Annotated in this window: 16 protein-coding genes and 3 pseudogenes; 10 read left to right on the top strand and 9 right to left on the bottom strand. The window is 61.4% G+C overall.

What is annotated here, in order from left to right:
- The first annotated feature begins 65 nt into the window (after positions 1 to 65).
- Complete coding sequence (gene gabD / locus DIE04_RS28995; RefSeq protein ID WP_124489521.1) at positions 66 to 1,547, top strand: NADP-dependent succinate-semialdehyde dehydrogenase; 1,482 nt, start codon at positions 66 to 68, stop codon at positions 1,545 to 1,547.
- An 82-nt stretch (positions 1,548 to 1,629) separates the two neighbouring features.
- Here the strand turns inward: gabD and DIE04_RS29000 are convergent, their stop codons facing one another.
- From DIE04_RS29000 to DIE04_RS29015, 4 genes are all read right to left on the bottom strand, one after another.
- The gene (locus DIE04_RS29000; protein WP_124489522.1) at positions 1,630 to 2,385 is read right to left on the bottom strand and encodes an SDR family NAD(P)-dependent oxidoreductase; all 756 of its coding nucleotides are present in this window, start codon (positions 2,383 to 2,385) and stop codon (positions 1,630 to 1,632) included.
- An 85-nt stretch (positions 2,386 to 2,470) separates the two neighbouring features.
- Positions 2,471 to 3,724, bottom strand: a complete 1,254-nt coding sequence (locus DIE04_RS29005; protein WP_124489523.1) for a sugar ABC transporter substrate-binding protein — start codon at positions 3,722 to 3,724, stop codon at positions 2,471 to 2,473.
- Between the two features lie 85 nt (positions 3,725 to 3,809).
- Positions 3,810 to 4,805: an ABC transporter permease gene (locus tag DIE04_RS29010; protein ID WP_124524291.1), complete on the bottom strand. Its 996-nt coding sequence runs from the start codon at positions 4,803 to 4,805 to the stop codon at positions 3,810 to 3,812.
- A complete protein-coding gene (locus DIE04_RS29015; protein ID WP_124489525.1) occupies positions 4,805 to 6,298 on the bottom strand; it encodes a sugar ABC transporter ATP-binding protein in 1,494 nt (497 codons plus the stop codon). The genes DIE04_RS29010 and DIE04_RS29015 overlap by 1 nt, the downstream gene beginning before the upstream one ends.
- Before the next feature lie 295 nt (positions 6,299 to 6,593).
- Here DIE04_RS29015 and DIE04_RS29020 point away from each other — a divergent pair, with 295 nt between their 5' ends.
- From DIE04_RS29020 to DIE04_RS29030, 3 genes are read left to right on the top strand one after another with little or no spacing between them, the layout of a single operon-like run.
- Complete coding sequence (locus DIE04_RS29020) at positions 6,594 to 8,207, top strand: GMC family oxidoreductase (RefSeq protein ID WP_124489526.1); 1,614 nt, start codon at positions 6,594 to 6,596, stop codon at positions 8,205 to 8,207.
- 2 nt (positions 8,208 to 8,209) lie between these two features.
- Positions 8,210 to 9,220: a zinc-binding dehydrogenase gene (locus DIE04_RS29025; protein WP_124489527.1), complete on the top strand. Its 1,011-nt coding sequence runs from the start codon at positions 8,210 to 8,212 to the stop codon at positions 9,218 to 9,220.
- A 60-nt stretch (positions 9,221 to 9,280) separates the two neighbouring features.
- Entirely contained in the window at positions 9,281 to 10,003 is a 723-nt protein-coding gene (locus DIE04_RS29030; RefSeq protein WP_012366404.1) for a GntR family transcriptional regulator, read from the top strand.
- 93 nt (positions 10,004 to 10,096) lie between these two features.
- Here DIE04_RS29030 and DIE04_RS29035 read toward each other — a convergent pair whose 3' ends face one another.
- Complete coding sequence (locus DIE04_RS29035; protein WP_124489528.1) at positions 10,097 to 10,792, bottom strand: SDR family NAD(P)-dependent oxidoreductase; 696 nt, start codon at positions 10,790 to 10,792, stop codon at positions 10,097 to 10,099.
- 208 nt (positions 10,793 to 11,000) lie between these two features.
- Here DIE04_RS29035 and DIE04_RS29040 point away from each other — a divergent pair, with 208 nt between their 5' ends.
- Positions 11,001 to 12,422 carry an aldehyde dehydrogenase family protein gene (locus DIE04_RS29040; RefSeq protein ID WP_124524292.1) on the top strand — a complete coding sequence of 474 codons (1,422 nt, stop codon included), beginning with the start codon at positions 11,001 to 11,003 and terminating at the stop codon, positions 12,420 to 12,422.
- Between the two features lie 189 nt (positions 12,423 to 12,611).
- Here the strand turns inward: DIE04_RS29040 and DIE04_RS29045 are convergent.
- A pseudogene (locus tag DIE04_RS29045) lies at positions 12,612 to 12,833 on the bottom strand (transposase); the annotation flags it as partial.
- A gap of 234 nt (positions 12,834 to 13,067) precedes the next feature.
- Here DIE04_RS29045 and DIE04_RS29050 point away from each other — a divergent pair.
- On the top strand, positions 13,068 to 14,303 hold the full coding sequence (locus tag DIE04_RS29050; protein ID WP_124524293.1) for an IS110 family transposase: 1,236 nt from the start codon (positions 13,068 to 13,070) through the stop codon (positions 14,301 to 14,303).
- On the opposite strand, the pseudogene DIE04_RS29055 reads toward DIE04_RS29050, so the two are convergent.
- A pseudogene (locus tag DIE04_RS29055) lies at positions 14,282 to 15,412 on the bottom strand (IS256 family transposase); the annotation flags it as partial. The gene DIE04_RS29050 and the pseudogene DIE04_RS29055 sit on opposite strands and share 22 nt — an antisense overlap.
- Before the next feature lie 57 nt (positions 15,413 to 15,469).
- On the opposite strand from DIE04_RS29055, the pseudogene DIE04_RS30435 reads away from it, so the two are divergent.
- Positions 15,470 to 15,574 (top strand): annotated as a pseudogene (locus DIE04_RS30435) (translation initiation factor IF-1); the annotation flags it as partial.
- Positions 15,575 to 15,647: 73 nt separating this feature from the next.
- Complete coding sequence (locus DIE04_RS29060; RefSeq protein WP_124524294.1) at positions 15,648 to 15,932, top strand: hypothetical protein; 285 nt, start codon at positions 15,648 to 15,650, stop codon at positions 15,930 to 15,932.
- 257 nt (positions 15,933 to 16,189) lie between these two features.
- On the opposite strand, the gene DIE04_RS29065 is transcribed toward DIE04_RS29060, so the two are convergent.
- Positions 16,190 to 16,438, bottom strand: a complete 249-nt coding sequence (locus DIE04_RS29065; protein ID WP_260426327.1) for a hypothetical protein — start codon at positions 16,436 to 16,438, stop codon at positions 16,190 to 16,192.
- 129 nt (positions 16,439 to 16,567) lie between these two features.
- Positions 16,568 to 16,756, bottom strand: coding sequence for a hypothetical protein (locus tag DIE04_RS29925; RefSeq protein WP_034175061.1), 189 nt, complete (start codon positions 16,754 to 16,756; stop codon positions 16,568 to 16,570).
- Between the two features lie 949 nt (positions 16,757 to 17,705).
- Between DIE04_RS29925 and DIE04_RS30440 the strand changes: the two genes are divergently transcribed.
- Together DIE04_RS30440 and DIE04_RS29080 are read left to right on the top strand one after the other, a co-directional pair.
- Positions 17,706 to 17,972: a DEAD/DEAH box helicase family protein gene (locus DIE04_RS30440; RefSeq protein WP_124573312.1), complete on the top strand. Its 267-nt coding sequence runs from the start codon at positions 17,706 to 17,708 to the stop codon at positions 17,970 to 17,972.
- 482 nt (positions 17,973 to 18,454) lie between these two features.
- Positions 18,455 to 19,374 (top strand): methyl-accepting chemotaxis protein (locus tag DIE04_RS29080; RefSeq protein WP_148091656.1); only part of this gene is annotated, 920 nt, incomplete at its 3' end.

Genomic DNA, 19,374 nt, shown 5'->3' on the forward strand with positions numbered 1-19,374 from the left:
CCATCTCCCGACATCGGAACTCGGGCGCCACCACTTCGCGCCGGTTCTGATAAACGGGAGTAGCGATGTTGAATGACGATGGCTGGCGCGGCGCGGAGCTGCGCGATATGGATCTGTTGAGAGACGCGTGCCTGATCGGCAGTGAGTGGGGCGCGGCCGATGACGGCACGACCATTGACGTGTTCAATCCGGCAACCGGCGCGTTGCTTGGCACGGTCCCTCGGATGGGCACGGTCGAGACACGCCGCGCGATCGATGCGGCTGCGCAGGCGCTGCCGCATTGGCGTGCGAAAACGGCAAAGGAGCGCGCCGCGTTGCTGCGCCGTTGGTACGAGCTGATGCGCGAACATCGCGACGATCTGGCGAAAATCATGACGCTCGAACAGGGCAAGCCGCTGAACGAGAGCCGCGGTGAAATCGACTACGCGGCGTCGTTTGTCGAGTGGTTCGCCGAAGAGGGCAAACGGGTTTATGGCGACACGATTCCGTCGCCGGCCGGCGACAAGCGAATCGTCGTACTGAAGCAACCCATCGGTGTCTGTGCGGCCATCACGCCATGGAACTTCCCGGCCGCGATGCTCACGCGAAAACTCGCGCCGGCGCTGGCCGCCGGCTGTACGATGGTACTCAAGCCTGCGAGTCAAACCCCGTTCAGTGCGTTGGCGCTGTGCGTGCTCGCCGCACGCGCCGGTATTCCGTACGGAGTAATTTCGTGCGTGACGGGCAAAGCGAATCAGATCGGTGCGGAACTCACGTCGAATCCACTCGTGCGCAAATTGTCGTTTACCGGCTCGACGGAAATCGGCAAACAACTGCTGGCCCAGTGTGCCGCAACGGTCAAGAAGACATCGATGGAACTAGGCGGTAACGCACCGTTCATCGTGTTCGACGATGCCGACCTCGATGCGGCAGTGCGCGGTGCGATCGCGTCGAAATATCGCAATGCCGGTCAAACCTGCGTGTGCGCCAACCGCCTGCTCGTGCAGGATGGCATTTACGACCGCTTCGTCGCGCGACTCGCGGAGGCCGTCGGCAAGCTGGTGGTCGGCAACGGCCTGGACGAACGCGTCACGATCGGGCCGCTGATCGATGCCGCTGCCGTTTCGAAGGTCGAAGAGCATGTGCAGGATGCGCTCGCGAAGGGCGCACGTGTCGTGGCCGGCGGCAAGCGCGCTGCGCAGGGGGCGAATTTCTTCGAGCCGACTATCCTGGCCGACGCCACACGCGACATGCGCATCTTTGACGAAGAGACTTTCGGCCCGATTGCGCCGATCTTCCGGTTCAAGACGGAATCGGAAGCCATCGCGCTCGCAAACGATACGCCGTTCGGGCTTGCTTCGTATTTCTACGGGTGTGATATCGCGCGGGTGTGGCGTGTCGCGGAGGCGCTCGAGTACGGAATGGTCGGCATCAACGACGGAATCGTGTCGACCGAAGTCGCGCCGTTCGGCGGCGTCAAGGAAAGCGGCCTTGGCAGGGAAGGATCGCGTTATGGCCTCGACGACTATCTCGAGATCAAGTATCTGTGCTTCGGCGGCATCGCCTGATCGCCGAACGTGCGGAAAAGGAAATGGCCGCCACGGGCGGCCGTTTTTGGCTGATCGGCTTCGAACGCCGTATCGAATCGGCCTAGAAGCCGGACACATATCCTCCGTCGACGGGCAGCGTCACCCCGGTCACGAAAGCCGCGGCGGGTGACGCGAGAAACACCGCCGCGCCCGCGAGATCCCCTGCTTCGCCCCAGCGACCGAGAGCGGAACGCGACACGATCTTGCGCGACAACTCTTCCGATTCCCAGAATATCCGCGTCATGTCGGTTCGATGGTAACCGGGAGCGATCGCATTCACGCGCACGCCGCGCGGCCCGTATTCATGGGCCAGCGAGCGAGTCAGACCGACCACGCCGGTCTTGCTGGCGCAGTAGGCCGGTACGTCGGCGTCGGCGAGGTAGCTGAGCATGGACGCGATATTGACAATCGAGCCGCGCGACTGTTCGAGGAGCGGGCGTGCGGCCTGCGACACGCGCATTACGCTACGCAGGTTGACGTCGAGTACATCGCTAAACACATCATCCGCGTATTCGTCGCGCGGGCGAGCGACGCCGGCCGCGTTGACGAGCACGTCAAGGCGGCCGAGGCTGCCGAAGAATGCGTCGATTTCGCCGTGGCTGCGCACGTCCAGCGCGGCAAAACGCAGGCCGGTCAGCGACGCCTCGTTGCGTAGCGCGTCGAGCTTCGTTGCGGATGAGCCCGTGGCGATGGTATGCGCGCCGAGTCGGTGGAACGCACGCGCGATGGCAAGCCCGATGCCGCTCGTCGCGCCGGAAACGAGCACGTGCCGTCCTGTAAAAAGATTGTCGCGAAAACTGTCGGTGTCAAAGCTCATGAAGTGAATCTCCAGTGAAAGCACGCGGCGTGCGGACCAAGGCAGTGCACGCCCTTGCATTACATGCGGAACAAAGCGAAACGAATTAGTTGCTTGTGCCTTGCGCCCGAATCTCCGAAATCGACCGGACGGGCGGAATCGTGTACTTGTAGAAGAGGTTCGCCGGATTCGGATCGATCTTCTGGTCGACGTTGCCTTGCGTGATGATTGCCGGCGGGAAACCGGAGCCCATGGGCAGATTGTTCGCATCGACGCGCCGCGTGAACGCGTTGTGGATGAATTCGATGGCAGCCACACCGGTCTGCTCGCCGGAGTTTTCGCCGGACACGAGGATGTTGCCCTTCTTGATCTGGTCAAGCTCTCCACGGTAACCGCCGGCTGCATCGGCGATGCGTATCTTCCCCTGCTTGCCCATGTTTCGTACGGCGCGCAATGCGCCGAGCCCCATGAAGTCGTTCTCGGAGAGGATGAAATTCAGCTTGTTGCCGTGCGCGGAGAGAATATCTTCAGTTGCTGCGAGGCTGCCTTCCTCGGTCCACTTGCCTACGCCCAGCGCGAGTACGTTGAATCTGATGTCCGGGGCGCTCAGCTTGCCGGTTTTCTTCAAGGTCTGGAACAGTTCGAAGCCGCGCAACATGGCGTCCTCTCGGCTCGCGCTTGTGGTGCGCTCGCGCATGCGCTGATCGACGATGCCCGCGATCAGTCCGTTGATGCGGCTTTCCGACGTCGAGTTTCCGAGCACGCCGATGACGACGGCTGCGTCGATCGGCGTGTCTTTGCCTGCCTCCTTCGCCACGTACCGGCCTACCTCGAAACCGCTTGCATAGGGGTTGCCAAGCAGTGTGGTGAGCACTCGGGCGCTCGCGTCCGGCGTGGTGCCGACGGTGACGACCGGAATGCCGGCATCGACGGCGCGATTGATGCATGCGGACACACCTAGCGTATCGGTCGGATCGACCACAATGACGTCCATTTTGCGCGTGACGAAGTTGTCGATCTGCGCGCATTGGCGCTGCAGATCGCCGTCGGCCACTTGCACGTCGATCGAGTAACCGTATTTCGCCGCACTCTGCCGTGCCCCCTTGATGAGCTCAACGAACCACGGATTGCCCAGCGTGATGTCGGTCCAGCCTATTTTTAGCTGGTTCGGATTGGCCGGCTGCTTCGGCCATGCCTTGCGGACCGCCGTTCGATCGGGCAGGGCCGGATCCACCACACCGGACAGTGCCGTATTCGGCAGAAGCGTGTAGATCTTTGCCTTGGCCTGGCTGTGGACAGGGGCGGTGATGCCGAACGCCAGCACGGTGGCGACGGCGAGTGCTCTGCGAGCAACATTCATTTCAGTCTCCTGAATAATATTGTTGGATGAAAGAAAAGATGAAGCGGAGGGGCCGCGTGGCGGCCCGGGCGGATGGAGAAGTGGTTTAGCGTTGGCCGATAGGTTGGACCAGCACGGCAAGAACGATGATGGCGCCTTTGATGATCTGTTGCGGATAAACAGGCACGCTCAGGAGATTCATCACATTGCCGATCAGGCCCAGCACGAGCACGCCGATCACCGTGTTGAGAACCGATCCCTTCCCGCCCGAGAGCAACGCGCCACCGATCACGCACGTCGCGATGCCGTCGAGTTCCAGGCCGACGCCGGTGATCGGCGTGCCAACACCCGTGCGTGCCGTGAAAACGATGCCGGCGACGGCGCTCAGCGCACCGGAAATCACGTAGACGCAGAACTTGTAACCGCGCTCGGAAATACCTGCCAGCCGCACGGCCGTCTCATTGCTGCCCGTGGCGACGACCATGCGTCCAAACGTGGTGTAGGTCATCAGGAAGTAGAACAGCAGCGCGATGACCACGCCGAGCACGACCGGCCATGGCACGTTGATCCAAGGAGCGCTGCCGCTGCCGAATTCATTGAGCAATTCCGCCGCCGGCAGATCGAGCGGCAGCATCGTCGGCTGGCCATTCGACATCATGTATGTGATTCCGCGTGCGATGGTCATCATGGCAAGCGTGACGATGAATGGCGCGAGACCGAGGGCGGTCACGAGTACACCGTTGAACGCCCCGAAAAGCGCACCGAGCATCACGGCCAGCACGACCGAGAGGAGGAGCCCGGTCATGCCGCCGAACGGCATCGCCGGGACCAGCATGGCTACCAGCAGGCCGCCCGCCGCTGCGATCGACCCCACCGACAGGTCGATGCCGCCCGTATTGATCACGAGTAACATGCCGAGGCTGACGAACAGCAGGGGTGTCAATTGCCGTAGCAGGTTATAGAGGTTTTCCTGGCTCAGAAACGCGGGCGACATGACGCTCGATACGACGAACAGCACGATCAGCATGATCAACGCGTTATGGCGCAACAGACCGCGGAGCAGCGGAACATCGGTGCGCTGTGTTTGCATGATTCCTTCCATTACTTGACTCCCATGGCCAGCGATATCAGCGACTTTTCGTTGATGGCGGGGCCGCTGAGTTCGCCCGCAATACGGCCCGCACGCATGACGAGCACGCGGTCGCACAGGCCGATGATCTCCGGCATGTCGGAGGAGACCACGATGACGGCGACGCCGGCGCGTGCGAGATCGTTGATGACGTGATAGATCTCGATCTTGGCGCCGATATCGACGCCCCGCGTCGGCTCGTCAAGGATCAGTACCCGGCAGCCGTTCGAGAGCCACTTCATCAGCGCGACTTTCTGCTGATTGCCACCCGAGAGCGTCGATACGTCGACGTCGGTATCGCGCGCCTTCACCCGCAGCTGTTTGATCAGTTCGCGCGTGCGCACGCGCTCGGCACGATGATCGAGAATGCAGCGCAGGTGCGCGAGCGTGTTGCGCGGCGTCATCATCGCGTTTGCGCGGATCGGCATGTTCAGGAGCACGCCTTGCTGTTTGCGGTCCTCGGGCAGCATCCCGATACCGCTCTCGATGCCGTGGCGGGGACGCTTCAGCTTTGCGACTGGACGGCCGTCGACCCGAATTTCGCCGCTGCTCCTGCGGTCCGCACCGAAGATCGCGCGCATCGTCTCCGTTCGGCCTGCGCCGACGAGGCCGCTGAAGCCCAGCACCTCGCCCGCGCGCACGTGAAAAGAGACGTCGCGCACGCGTTCGCCTGCGCAAAGGCCGCGTATTTCCAGCCGTGTGTCGCCGATGCACGCGTCGCGCTTCGGAAAGAGATCCTGCAGCTCTCGGCCGACCATCAGCTGAACGAGGCGATTTTCGTCGATGTCGGCAATGCGCACCGTGCTGACGAAGGTGCCGTCCTTGAGCACGGTGGCGCTGTCGCACAGCCGGAAGATTTCTTCCAGCCGGTGCGAGATGTAAATGACGCATACGCCATCACGCTTGAGTCGCTCGAGCAGGGCGAACAGACGCGTCGTTTCGCGCGCGGTGAGCACGGCCGTCGGTTCGTCGAATACGAGAACACGCGACGTGCGCGAGAGCGCCTTGCAGATCTCGACGATCTGCTGCTCGGCGACCGACAGCGTTGAGACGGGACGCGACACGTCCAACTCACCGAAGCCGAGCGCATCCAGTTGTTCGCGGGCGCGCGCCTTCAGTTTCGACCAGCGGATGATCGACGTTCCCGCGCCGAGGTCGTGCAGAAAGATGTTCTCCGCGACGGATAAATGCTTTGCGAGCGAGAACTCCTGATGAATGACGGAGATTCCGTGCGCCTGCGCGGCGTGCGGGCTGTCGATTGGAAGGTGGCGACCGTCCAGCAGGATCTCGCCTTCGTCAGGCGTGTGCGCACCCGCCAGTATTTTCATGAGCGTCGATTTGCCCGCACCGTTTTCGCCCATCAGCGCGTGTACCTGACCGCCGTGCGCTTCCAGGCTGACGTTGCGCAGCGCCTGTACGCCACCGAAGTGCTTGCTGATGTTGCGCATGATCAAGTGGTTGCTCATCGTCTCCTCTGTAATCCTGTTTGCCATGGGCGGTGTTCATTGCTGCCCGTAAGTGAAAGCGTGTCATCTTGCGGCGATTGAGAATGGATGATGCATCATATATTCAAGATGGCCTGACTTAGATGGGTATTTCCCCTAGGCGCTGCGAAGCCATACGACCACGGTCGTTGTTGTTCAATAGAGATGCATCATATATCATTGGTTGGCGGGCTGTAGCGATGTGCAGTGCAGCGATGTGTAGTGCAAAAGAAGTCGCGCCCGTTCAATCGACCAGAAGCAGACACTGGAGACACCCTTGACATACGACTACATCGTGATCGGAGGCGGTTCGGCGGGCAGCGCCGTCACCGGCCGACTGATCGAAGCTGGCGCAAGCGTCCTGTTGCTGGAGGCGGGGCCGCGCGACAGGAATCCGCTCGTGCATATCCCCGCCGGTTTCACGAGACTGCTCTCGACGGATCTGCTGTATCACTACGAAACCGAGCCGCAGACAGGGCTCGACTCCCGGCCGCGCATCGTGCCGCAAGGCCGGGTGCTGGGCGGTGGCAGTTCCGTGAACGCGCTCATCTATATCCGGGGGCAACAAGAGGACTACGACGAATGGGCTCGCCTGGGCAACTCGGGATGGTCTTACGACGAGGTGTTGCCGTACTTCAGGCGCGCGGAGGACAACGAGCGGCTCGACGATCGGTATCACGGCGTCGGCGGGCCGCTTGGCGTGTCGGATCTTTCGCAACGCTGCGAATTGTCGACGGCGTTCGTGCGCGCCGCGCAGCAAGCCGGCATTCCTTTCACGCACGATTTCAACGGCGCGCGGCAGAATGGCGTCGGCTTCAATCAAATCACGACACGCGACAAGAAGCGTTGCAGCGCAGCCGTAGCTTATCTGCGCAACGCCGAGGCGAGCGGGCGTTTGACGATCCGTACCGGTGTGCGCGTGGACCGCATTTTGATCGAGGCGGGTCGCGCGATCGGTGTGGAATACGTCAGCAACGGCCAGCTCGTACGCGAGAAGGGCTGCAAGGAGGTGATCCTGTCGGCAGGAGCCGTGCAGTCGCCGCGTCTGCTGTTGCTTTCCGGAATCGGCGCGACGGAGGAACTCGCTCGGCACGGCATCGAGGCCGTGCAGGATCTGCCGGGTGTCGGTGCGAACCTGCAAGACCATATCGAATTTCCGGCGGTGTCCTACTGCACGGGAAACTACGGTTACTACGGCCAGGACAGCTTCACCAACACGCTGAAGAACGGGCTGCAATATTTGCTTTTCAAGAGCGGGCCCGTCACATCGAACGTGACCGAAGCCTGCGCGTTCGTCAACGTCGACGCGCCGCAAGAGCGTCCCAATATCCAGATGCACTTCGTGCCGATCGTGTTTCTGGACCTGGATCAGGACCACGTGAAGTCGGCAGGCGCGACAATCAATCCTTGCGTGCTTCGTCCGCAAAGCCGTGGCGAGATTCGTCTGCGCAGCGCGGATCCGGGCGCCGCGCTGTGGATCGATCCGAAGTACTTCCAGCATGCCGAGGATCGACGCCTCGCTGTAGCCGGCCTGAAAAAGGCGCGCGAGATTCTCGCGCAACCGGCTCTGCGCAGCTATACGAGCGAGGAGGCGCTGCCGGGCGCGGGCGTCGCGACCGACGCCGCGCTGATGGACTACATTCGCAAGCGCGCGAAAACCGTCTATCACCCGGTCGGCACGTGCAGGATGGGCGTGGACGAGCACGCGGTGGTGGATCCCGAATTGCGCGTGCGCGGCATCGATGGATTGCGCGTGATTGATGCATCGATCATGCCGAATCTCGTGTCGGGCAATACGAACGCCGCTTCCATCATGATCGGCGAGAAGGGCGCGGACTACGTGCTCGGCAAGACGACCCTGAGCGGCGCAGCACTTGACGCGGTGGTGTAGCGATGCTGGAAGATAGCGTGACGATCGGCACGAACAACACGACGGATACGATGGGCGCCTGGACCTGGCAGATCGCCGGCGCGCCTTCCGCGCTCGCATGGCGGCGTGCGGCGAGGCCGGTGCCGGGGCCCGGAGAAGTGCTCGTGCGCAACCGCGCCGCGGGTCTGAATCCCGTTGACTGGAAATTCATCGAATGGGGGTCGCCGGCATGGCGGCCGGACCACATACCAGGGGTTGACGGGGCGGGAGAGGTGGTCTCGGTAGGCGCGGGCATCCAACAGGAATGGCTCGGCGTGCGTGTGGCCTACCACCAGTCGCTCACGCGCGACGGCAGTTTCGCGGAGTACACCGCAGTGCCGGTCCGCGCACTGTTGCGCTTGCCGCCGGGCCTGAGTTTTGCCGAGGCGGCGGCGTTGCCGTGCCCCATGCTGACGGCGTGGCAAGCCACGCAGAAAGTGCCGCACCGGACCGGCCTCGAAGCACTGGTAACGGGTGCCGGTGGAGCGGTCGGCACGCTGTTGGTCCAGCTCGCAGTGCGGGCTCGCTGGCGAGTGTCGGTGATGTGCAACTCACGTCATTTCGAGCGCATGGCGCGTCTTGGCGCTTCGACGAGTCTGTTGCCGGACATCGGAAGCAGCGCCTTTTCATCGCATCGGCCGTTCGACGTCGTGTTTGACACGGTGAGCGGCCAGCATGCCGCCCGACTTGCGCGCTTCGTCGCCGTGAACGGCCATCTCGTCTGCATCCAGGACCGTCTGGAGACATCCCCGGTCGCACCGTTTACGACGGCCATCTCGTTGCATGAAGTGGCCCTGAATGCACTGCACACCCACGGCTCGGCCGCGCATTGGCGCACGCTGGTCGATGCGGGAGAGCGTCTGCTCACTGACGTGCTGCATCGCGCACTGGCGCCGCTGCCTATCGAGCCGATGCCGCTGTCGCGCTTGCCCGAAGCACTGGAATCGTTGAAAGCCCATACCGGGCACGGCCGGCCCGTCGCCGTAGTCGACTGAGCCCGCAGCCGGGTTATCGGCATCGGCACCGCCTGTTGCGGCGATGGAGCGTGATGTATCATGCATGAAAACATTTTTCGTCCCGTTATCAGAATGAAGCCACTCGCCCGTGTCGAAAAGAGCAATCTCTCGTCACGCATCTACGAAGAGATCCGCTCCCGATTAATGAACGGTCAGTACGCGCCTGGCGACCGACTGCGTATCAACGACCTTGCCGAAAAGCTCGGCACGAGCATCACGCCGGTGCGCGAAGCGATTTTCCGCCTGGTCAGTGAACAGGCCCTGGAAATGACTGCGGCAACCTCGATCGTGGTGCCGGTGCTCGACGCCGATACCGTTGCGGAGATTCAGCTCATGCGGCGGCTTCTCGAGGGTGCGGCGGCCGAACAGGCGGCGCAGCGCATTACCCCAAAGGAAATCCGCCATCTGAGCCTGACGCACGACGAGTTCATCGAGGCAGTTGCCGCGAGCCCTTCAGAGGCCGCGGAGCGCAATCGCGACTTCCATTTCGAATTGATGGCGGCAGCCAGGATGCCCACGCTCAGCGCAACCGTGGAAACCATGTGGGTCCGGATGGGGCCGCTGCTGCACACGTTTCATTCGCATCTGCCGCGGCGCGAGATATCGAATCGTTCGCACCCCCACTATCGCGTGCTGGCCGCGCTGCGCAAGGGTGATCCCGAGGGGGCATCGCGAGCGATCCAGGAAGATATCGAATGGGGCCAGCGCGTGCTGCTCGAATGGATGGCCGAGCGGGAGCATGGCGAAGTCGCCGCTACGTAAGTAGCCGATTACCCGATCCGATTGCGATGCTACCCCACGCGGGTAGCACATGCGTGCGGCGGCGCATCGCCGCCGCCTATCCTCACTGCTTCATCATGCGATGCTGAATCCGCCGTCGATCGGAAGGACGACTCCCGTGATGTAGTCCGCGTCGGCCGAGCAAAGGAATTTCACGCCCCTGGCGACATCCGAAGGCTGCCCCCAGCGCCCGAGCGGCAGCCGTGCGCGAATTGAACCGCTGCGCTCGGGGTTGTTCAGCGCTCCCGCAGATAGTCGCGTTTCGATCCAGCCAGGCGCCACTGCATTGACGCGCACTCCGCGATCCGCGAACGCGGCGGCATGCGCGCGCGTCAAGCCAACAAGGCCGGCCTTGCTTGCCGTATAGGCAGGATTACGGGCCGAGCCGAAAAAGCTCCACATCGATGCGATATTGACGACGCAGCCGCGCACCGCGGACAGCTTGTCGAGCGCGACTTCGGTCGTGAGCTGGCAGGCGTTCAGATTGACGTCGACCACTTTTCGAAAGCCCGCTGAATCGAACTCCGCGCGGTCGTGGAGGATGATTCCGGCGGCGTTGACGAGCACGTGAATCTGCGCAAGATCGCCGAATGCGTCGCGAACTTCAGCAGCTGACGTCACGTCGACTCGTTTGAACGCGATCGCCGGATCGAGATCCTCGTCCGCGTCCTTTCCGACGGACACGGGGCGCAGACCCGCGCGCAAGAATTCTTCGGCGATCGCGCGACCGATTCCGGTGCCGCCCCCCGTTACTACAGCAACTTTCGTCATGGACTTTCCTCCTGTGAAAATAAAATATATGATGCATCATATTCCGGTATGCGGGCAGGCACAAGCGCCCGGGTCAATCGTGGCAGTGGAGGAGGAAAGCCACGGGCATTTCTCGATGCGATGCAGCAGATGCAGCAGATGCAGCAGATGCGGTGACGATGACGGCAAGGCTGAATCCCCTTTTTAAATTCAACAACTGGAGACTCGAATGACCAATGCGAAGCGGTTTTACATTGCGGGCAAATGGCAAGCGCCTGAGTCGAGCGCGCAGATCGAAGTGGAAAACCCGGCGGACGAGTCGATTATCGAGACGATTGCCGCTGCTTCCGCGTCGGACGTCGGTCGTGCGGTAGCGGCCGCAAAAGCTGCGTTCGGCGAATTTTCGCGGACTACCGTCGAGCAGCGGGAGCGATGGCTCGTCAAACTGCTGTCGATCTACAACCGGCGCTACGACGAGATGGCGCGCGTCATCTCGCTAGAGATGGGCGCGCCCATCGATTTCGCTGTAGCGGCACAGGCCCGCACGGGGCAAGGGCACATTGAGGCCGGGATCCATGCCCTTCGGACGTTTCGCTTCCAGCACGCAGTCTCCGGCGGGACTGTGGTTCGCGAACCCATTGGCGTGTGCGCATTGATTACACCGTGGAACTGGCCCATCAACCAGATCGCGTGCAAGGTGGTGCCCGCCATCGCAACCGGGTGCACGATGGTGCTCAAGCCGAGCGAGGTCACGCCGCTGAGCGCGCTGTTGTGGGCCGAAATGATCGATGAACTCGATTTGCCGCCCGGCGTGTTCAACATGATCAACGGCGACGGTGCGACTGCGGGCGCGGCGCTTGTGGCGCATCCTGACATCGACATGATTTCGTTTACGGGTTCGACCCGCGCAGGCAGCACGATCGGCGCGGTGGGTGCGCAAATGATCAAACGGGTAGCCCAAGAGCTGGGCGGCAAATCGCCGAACATCATTCTCGAAGGCGCGGATTTGCGTCCGGCCGTGGAGAGAGGCGTGCGTCATTGCATGGCTAATAGCGGACAGTCTTGCAACGCACCCACACGTATGCTCGTGCCCGAGAGCGAATACGCGGCGGCTGTCGAAATCGCTCGTGAGGTGACCAACAGCATTCAGGTCGGTCGTCCTGAGCAGCACGGCGGCCATATCGGCCCTGTTGCGTCGCACGCTCAGTTCGAAAAGGTCCGTGCTCTCATCCGGGCGGGGATCGATGAAGGCGCTACGCTCGTCGCCGGCGGGCCGGATGCGCCGGCTGGTCTCGAGCTCGGCTACTATGTCAAACCGACGCTGTTCGCTGATGTGCATAACGATATGCGTATCGCGCGCGAGGAAATCTTCGGCCCCGTTTTGACGATGATCCCGTATCGGAGTCTCGACGAAGCCATCTCCATTGCGAATGACACGCCGTACGGACTTGCGGCATATCTGCAGGGCAATGCGGAATTGGCACGATCCGTAGCAAGCGAACTGCGTGCCGGTATGGTGAGTCTCAACGGCGCCGATCAGTCTTTCGATGCGCCGTTTGGCGGCTATAAGCAGTCGGGGAACGGGCGCGAGTGGGGGGCGTTCGGTTTCGAGGATTACCTGGAAACGAAGGTCATCAACGCGGCCGGATGAAATGCCAGGTCGATGCTCGTGAACGTGTGAGGACGAGGTTCAGCCAGCCTGGCTATATTGAGATTCGTGGAGCTCCGGAATGATATTGATGATGCCGGGCGTCCGTATGCGGAGATGCCCGCGCATAGCGGTGATACGCGTCAGCGGAACCTGTCTGCATTTTTGTGGGCGAGGCGGTTGAACAGCGCGTTATCCACGCGCCTGCATAAATCGCTCTCCGAACAGGATAGCAAACTGATTCATCGCTGATTTCCAGTCGAACGCAGCGCGTACGGTCTTGGCCAGCACGTTGCGCAACGCCAGCCAGAGCAGTTTGATCGCGGCCTCATCATTCGGGAAGTGACCACGGGTCTTGATGATCTTGCGCAACTGCATGTTCAAACTTTCTATGGCGTTCGTAACCGGCATGATATAGCCGGTGCCTCGCGTTTCCGCGCCGAGTGGTTTGAGCGTATGGTGTGACCATCCGGGACAGGGGCACTGGGGAGCACTTCGGGTGGGCAGGCCGTTGTTACACGATGAGCCGCGAGCTCGTGTTAGTAGTTGGCCGCCCCTGCGACCCGCCCGGTTGCGCTGTGAGCGCGAATCCGTAGTTGTCGTGCTGTCCCACCGGCTCCCAACAGTGATCTGATGCGGGAGACGGTTATGCGAATCGTGGGGTTTGACGTCTCGCGCTCAGTGGCCGAGATCGCGTACCTGGAGGATGGCACGCTGCATGCAGGCGGCCGCACCGGGTTGCGACGCGACGAACTGGAGCGTTTTGCCGAGAAGCTGCGCGCCACCGATCATGTGGTGCTCGAAGCAACCGGCAACACTGCCGCCATCGTCAACGTGCTTCGTCGGCACGTCGCGCGCGTGGCGATTGCCAATCCGCTGCAAGTTCGGCTGATCGCGGAGGCTCGCGTCAAGACGGACAAGATCGAGGCAGCCGTACTGGCACAGCTGTATGCAAGCGGCTTTCTGCCGGAAGTATGGATGCCGGACGAGCACACGCTGGCGCTGCGCCGACAGATCTCGCGTCGTTCACAGCTGGTGCGGCAGCGCACGCGGCTGAAGAACGAGATTCATGCGGTTCTGGCCGCGCATCTGATCGAGCGATGCCCCGCCACCGATCTGTTTGGCAAGAAGGGGCGTGCCTGGCTCGGCGTTCAACCGCTTCCGTTGGACGAGCGACTCGGTGTTGAGCAGCGGCTGCGCGAACTGGACCGCCTCGGTGAGGATCTGCGCGAGGTGGAGCAAGCACTCGCGCAAGCGACCATCGACGACGCGCGATTGCGCGTGATGCTGACGATCACCGGCGTCAACACCACGGTGGCGATCGGGCTGCTATCTGCCATTGGCGACATCGAGCGGTTTCCGAATCCGGAGAAGCTGGTGAGCTACTTCGGGCTCAATCCGTCGGTCTATCAGTCCGGCCCGACACCGGCCAGGCACGGCCACATCACCAAGCGCGGGCGCTCTTACGCACGGGCGATGCTGGTCGAGGCTGCCTGGGGCGCCACGCAGGCGCCTGGGCCGCTGCGCGCCTTCTTCCTACGCGTGCGCGATCGCCGCGGCCAGCAAATTGCTGTCGTCGCGACCGCTCGCAAACTCGCAGTGATCGTATGGTATGTGCTGACACGCGACGAGCCGTTCGCGTGGGACCGTCCCGCGTTGACCGCACACAAGTTACGTGCGCTGGAACTGCAGGCTGGAATGCCGGCGCAGCATGGCTCGCGCAAAGGTCCGGCTGCCGCCTACAGTCTGAAGAGTGTCCGTCAGCAGGAACGAGCCGTGGCTGAGCAGTCTGAGCGAACCTATCAAAGACTGTTTAACCGGTGGAAGCAGTCGCGCCCCAAATCAGACAGCGCGCCGATACGGTGGCCGGAAGCGCGGACATAGCGAACGAGCGAAGTACGGCGTGGGGGCTTGTGTATTTCATCCGTGGTGTAGACGACCCGTCGGATCTCCGGCGGGAACACGTAGAACGGCACGACGTGCTCCCACGCGCGTTGCCACGACTGCACGATCGTCGGGTACTTCGCCCCCCAAGGTCCGTCGGCGAAGTCTTGCAGCGCTTGCCTTGCCGCCTCTTCGCTGGCAGCCGCGTAGATCGGGCGCAGCGCAGTGGCGAGTACCTTACGGTCCTTGTAGCTGGCGTATTCGAGGCTGTTGCGGATCAGATGCACGATGCAGGTCTGAACGGTGGTCCGCGGATAGGCTGCGCTGATCGCCTCGGTCAGTCCTTTCAGGCCATCGGCCACGGCGATCAGGATGTCCTGGCAGCCGCGCGTCTTGAGTTCGTTGAACACCTTGAGCCAGAACTTGGCGCCCTCGGTCTGCTCGATCCAGAGGCCCAGCACGTCGCGCTGGCCATCGGCCTGGATGCCCAAGGCCAGATAGACGGCCTTGTTGCTGACCACGCCGTCGTCGCGGATCTTGACCCGCAGCGCGTCGAAGAACACGACCGGATACATCGCCTCGAGCGGGCGGCTCTGCCAGCTCAGCGCTTCGGCCATCACCTCGTCGGTGACCGAACTGATGAAGTCGGGCGACACTTCGGTGCCGTATTGCTCGGCCAGAAACCCTTGAATCTCGCGCACGCTCATGCCACGCGCGTACATCGCAATGATGCGTTCGTCGAAGCCGGTGAAGCGGCGCTCGTGCTTGGGAATCAGGATCGGCTCGAAGCTTCCGTCACGGTCACGAGGGACTTCGACACGAACCGGGCCGCGATCCGTGATGACCGTCTTGCCGCTGGCGCCGTTGCGCTCGTTGGCTTGTCCGGGCGGCTTGGACTGGCCCGACGGGTAGCCCAGATGTAGATTCATTTCGGCGCCCATCGCGCGTTCGATGACCGCTTTGTTGAACGCCAGCATCAGATCCTGAACCTCGGTCGGCGTCATCGGCCCCTTGACCAGTTGGTCCAGCAGTTCTTTGGGCAACTCAGGCAGCGGCCCGCGGGCCGCTGCCTGAGAGGCTACTGTTCTCCGTTTCTTCTTCATTGGCATATCCATGACTTTTACCTCTCATGATATGCCCCGCCCACAAAATGACGGATAGGTCCACTGGAATTGTCGGTCTATGACCTCACCAAAGGGCGTATCAATTTCCGGCACAAAGACGAACGGGCTTCGCCCGGTGTGCCTCGAAACAGATTTGTTCGACGCTAACCATGTAGCGCCGATACAGGATTGATTGCGCTCCTCTACGCAATTCGTAGCCATCAATCACCGGGAGTTCATCATGAGTATGCGTACCTATCGCGGATTCGAAATATATCCGCTGACTTATCCTCACTTTCACACAGGCGCTGGCCGTACTCACAACTACGAAGCCGGTTTCGACGCGGCGGTCAAGGTTTGCCTGCGTGGCACTAACACCACGCTGACCCGGAGCCAGACCTTCAAGCTTGTCGACGGTTCGCCGTTTGCCAGTGCCGGTGACGCACGCCGGGCTTCGCAACGTTACGCAGAAGACATCATCGATCAGAACCGAGGCGAACATTGGATGTTCGACGCAGTTCTTTGATACGGCTCTCTGTTGAACAGCAATGCATGGGAGCGCGCGTCAATCGGAGACGTGCGTCCCGATCCGAAATTGCGCGAGCCGACGCCATGCTGCCGGTCAACGGGAAACTCGCGTCGTAAGCCGACATTCCTTTCTGTCCCGTGCTCTCAAGGCAGATCAACGGACGAGCGGCCGCATTGTGCGACTGGCGCGCTACGCGCTGATGGACGTCGCGTTGCCGATCGACGTTGCGTAACGACCAGGCCGCCGACGCAGATTCAATCGATGCCTTGCGCCTTTTCGTGCCCCTGGATTTGCTCTTCGAGCAATCTGCGTGCGAGCGTTCGTGCGGCGTCACGCGCCTCCACGTCCGATGCAAAATCCCCTTCGGTATCGTGTTGATCAGAGGTGCCGGGATCCTCTCCGATGCGGTGCAAGTGGACGATTCCGCGATAGCGCCCAGACGTGGTCCGCATCACGCGAAGGCGTGCCACGTGCGTGTGGGTCGTACACACTTCATCATCCATGATGCCTTCCTTGCCAAGACCCCTGGCGAGACAACGACATGGCAGACTTCACCCGCCCGCCTGCATCCGTGTGTTTGGCTCCCGGTAAACTTCGGCAAGGCGGGGTTTATCGCCGCCAGCGCCGAGAGGTCAATGTTTGCGATGCATCCACCCCAAGTGATGGGAGTCCAGCCACTGAACGACTTCCATACTTGAATGTTCGCTCTGGTAACGGCGCGCCAACGCGACTGCAACCACCGCGACCACCGCAAGACCAACCACCCAACCAATCATCGACTGAGTCATGACAGCCTCCTTGTGAATGTGGAATGCAGCCATGACTGAATTCTAGGCGTCTTGGCGGAAGGATTCACAAGTCCTGCGCCACGCCGCGCGGACGAACCGCCTCCACATGCACGATCCTGGGGAAGGTACGCTCGACCTCCACCTGATCGGTCGCGCCCCGTATCCAAGGATCTGGGGCGCAGGCCTTAGCTGTGACTGATGAGGTGACAGGTTTCGGTCGGGATGTCGTGCAGATTTGATCCACGGCATTCACCGCTCGGTTCAAACGGAATGCGCGAACGGAGGCAAGCGATGCTTCCAAGGACAACTTTTCTGAGAATTTCCGTGCCCAAGGACACCTTTTCTGAGACGGTGAGCATGTGATCGTCTCAGAAAAGATGTCCAAGTCATTGATTTGTATAGGGTGCCAAAGACATCTTTTCTGCGAGCCCACAGTTGGTTCTCAGAAAAGATGTCCGCGGTCTCAATATGTTGCCTTTGAATAAAAAATGATTTCCTCGGTGTCATGCGTTTAAAAATTCGATGATATATCGGCATATTTGATGCATGCGAAATCCATGATCGCGTTGTTGTTCGGGCTATATGTCGAATATGGAGTAAGTGAATATTCACTATCGAACGACATACCGATCAGGATGGAAGAGTGCTGCGGCGATCGATATGAGGGAAAGAGCTGCGCTCGCCGAAAGAATGGGGCCGTCGGAGATTCTCGACGTCTAGTCGTGTAACAGTTTGCGTGGATTTCTGTGAATTCTATTGATCCGTTCGACGTTGCGATCAGCCGCATCGTGATCGTTGGGTGGTAAGAGCCGCTGATCGATCCAGCCACTTTGCAAAGTCTGTTTCGTGACAAACGCACTGATCTCCTGTCGGCGCGTTACGCTACAGTGGATGCTGGACTGGCAACGGCTTAGTCTGTTGCGAGATGCGTTTACGTCGTCACGTGATACAAACATATGAAGCTTAACGGGGGAGCAAGGGAATGGACGTTGATGTTGATTTTTATGGGAAGAATGAGATTTACAGGAGCTGGGCCGACAATCGCATCAACTTTGGTCTCGCAACCGAAGCTAATGAAGGGCGTGGATTCAGGCCACCCCAGCGAGCGGCAGTCCTTGCCGTTCTATCGCATCTCGACATGGAACCCACTAAACCAGCAACAGTCGTCATGCCCACTGGAACTGGCAAGACTGATACGATAACGACTCTTGAGGAAGACGCGTGGCATGCACTTATCACCTTGATATAACTATTTCGTCTCCTTCATCGCTTCATTCTCCCGCCGCCTCTTCACCAACTTACAGAGTCTTTGCGTGGCTTTCACGAGTTGGGCGACACAAAAATCGATAGTCGTGCTCACATCCCCATATCGGAAACATTTCAATTAGATTTCAGGCGATTCGATCATGCGTCATTGTTCCGCATTTCAGGCCGCCGATGCCCAATCGTCGGCCGGCCAGCCGAAATACCGGCAGCAACCTACCCCTGCTCCCTTTCAAATTTCCGCAAACGTCTGCGTATTGACCTATCTTTAATGGGATGAAAAAAGCATGGCTCAATGCGTAAAAAATTCGATTGCGATCAGACGCGCCGCATGACAGCATGCGGGGCGTCGGCAATCGGGCACCCGTCCGGAACGATTCGATCGATCGCGCCGACCCGCGACCGAATCGTTTTCTCTGCCTTTCGCGCCGCCGGATCCAGACGACCCAAGCCCTACGGGAGATAGACATGGCCACTGCGACGACGCCCCGCGCCGGCACGCCCCCTTTGCCCGCCCTGCTGCGCGGCGGACGCTTCACGCTCGGCACGCGCATCGTGCTCAGCTTCGGCGCGATCTTCGTGCTGATGCTGGTCATGGCCGCGATTTCATACACTCGATTGACGGCGATCGACGCCGCTGCCGACAGCCTCCAGCGGGATTCGGTGCCGGGCCTGTACCTGTCGACGTCGCTGCGCGCCGCGACCAATCAAAGCTATACGGTGGTCGAACGCGCGATCTTCAGCGACGGCGATTCGGACGGCACGAAGCGCGATCTCGATCGGATTCCGGAAGCGCTGCGGCGTTTCGATCAGGCGTCGACGCAATACGAGGCGACGCTGTTCCGCGACGACGACAAGGCGCGCTTCGCCGCGCTCCGGGCCGCATACGACCAGTACCTGCCGCTGTTGAACGACGCAGCGCATGCGGCGGCGAGCGACCGCGCGGCTGCGCGGGCCAACTTCGCGCACGTGACGACGGCGTGGGAGAACGTAGTCCGTGTCGCGGACGCGCTGGTCGACGAAAACCGCGGCCAGGCCGACGATTCGGCACGGCAGATCCGCACGTCGGTCAATACGGCGGAAGCGACGCTCGCGACCGCGCTGAGCGTCGTGCTGCTGGTCGCGCTGGCGACCGGCTATGCGCTGTTCCGCGCGATCACGGGGCCGATGGCGCGGCTCGTCGAGGTGCACGACGCAATGCGCACCGGCAACCTCGCGCAGCGGCTCGACCTGCGCCGCAGCGACGAATTCGGCACGCTGCAGGACGGCTTCAACCGGATGGCCGAACAGCTCGCGAGCCTCGTGTCGCAGGCGCAGCAGTCGTCGCTGCAGGTGACGACGTCGGTCGCCGAAATCGCGGCGACGTCGCGCGAGCAGCAGGCGACCGC

Origin of the sequence: Burkholderia sp. Bp8994 (assembly GCF_003853805.1) — a bacterium.
GTDB lineage: Bacteria > Pseudomonadota > Gammaproteobacteria > Burkholderiales > Burkholderiaceae > Burkholderia.

Bases quoted from the DNA above. Each gene is read 5' to 3' on its own strand.
- gabD (WP_124489521.1), top strand. From the start codon at position 66: ATGTTGAATGACGATGGCTGGCGCGGCGCGGAGCTGCGCGATATGGAT.
- DIE04_RS29000 (WP_124489522.1), bottom strand. From the start codon at position 2,385: ATGAGCTTTGACACCGACAGTTTTCGCGACAATCTTTTTACAGGACGG.
- DIE04_RS29005 (WP_124489523.1), bottom strand. From the start codon at position 3,724: ATGAATGTTGCTCGCAGAGCACTCGCCGTCGCCACCGTGCTGGCGTTC.
- DIE04_RS29010 (WP_124524291.1), bottom strand. From the start codon at position 4,805: ATGGAAGGAATCATGCAAACACAGCGCACCGATGTTCCGCTGCTCCGC.
- DIE04_RS29015 (WP_124489525.1), bottom strand. From the start codon at position 6,298: ATGAGCAACCACTTGATCATGCGCAACATCAGCAAGCACTTCGGTGGC.
- DIE04_RS29025 (WP_124489527.1), top strand. From the start codon at position 8,210: ATGCTGGAAGATAGCGTGACGATCGGCACGAACAACACGACGGATACG.
- DIE04_RS29030 (WP_012366404.1), top strand. From the start codon at position 9,281: ATGCATGAAAACATTTTTCGTCCCGTTATCAGAATGAAGCCACTCGCC.
- DIE04_RS29035 (WP_124489528.1), bottom strand. From the start codon at position 10,792: ATGACGAAAGTTGCTGTAGTAACGGGGGGCGGCACCGGAATCGGTCGC.
- DIE04_RS29040 (WP_124524292.1), top strand. From the start codon at position 11,001: ATGACCAATGCGAAGCGGTTTTACATTGCGGGCAAATGGCAAGCGCCT.
- DIE04_RS29050 (WP_124524293.1), top strand. From the start codon at position 13,068: ATGCGAATCGTGGGGTTTGACGTCTCGCGCTCAGTGGCCGAGATCGCG.
- DIE04_RS29060 (WP_124524294.1), top strand. From the start codon at position 15,648: ATGAGTATGCGTACCTATCGCGGATTCGAAATATATCCGCTGACTTAT.
- DIE04_RS29065 (WP_260426327.1), bottom strand. From the start codon at position 16,438: ATGGATGATGAAGTGTGTACGACCCACACGCACGTGGCACGCCTTCGC.
- DIE04_RS29925 (WP_034175061.1), bottom strand. From the start codon at position 16,756: ATGGCTGCATTCCACATTCACAAGGAGGCTGTCATGACTCAGTCGATG.
- DIE04_RS30440 (WP_124573312.1), top strand. From the start codon at position 17,706: ATGGACGTTGATGTTGATTTTTATGGGAAGAATGAGATTTACAGGAGC.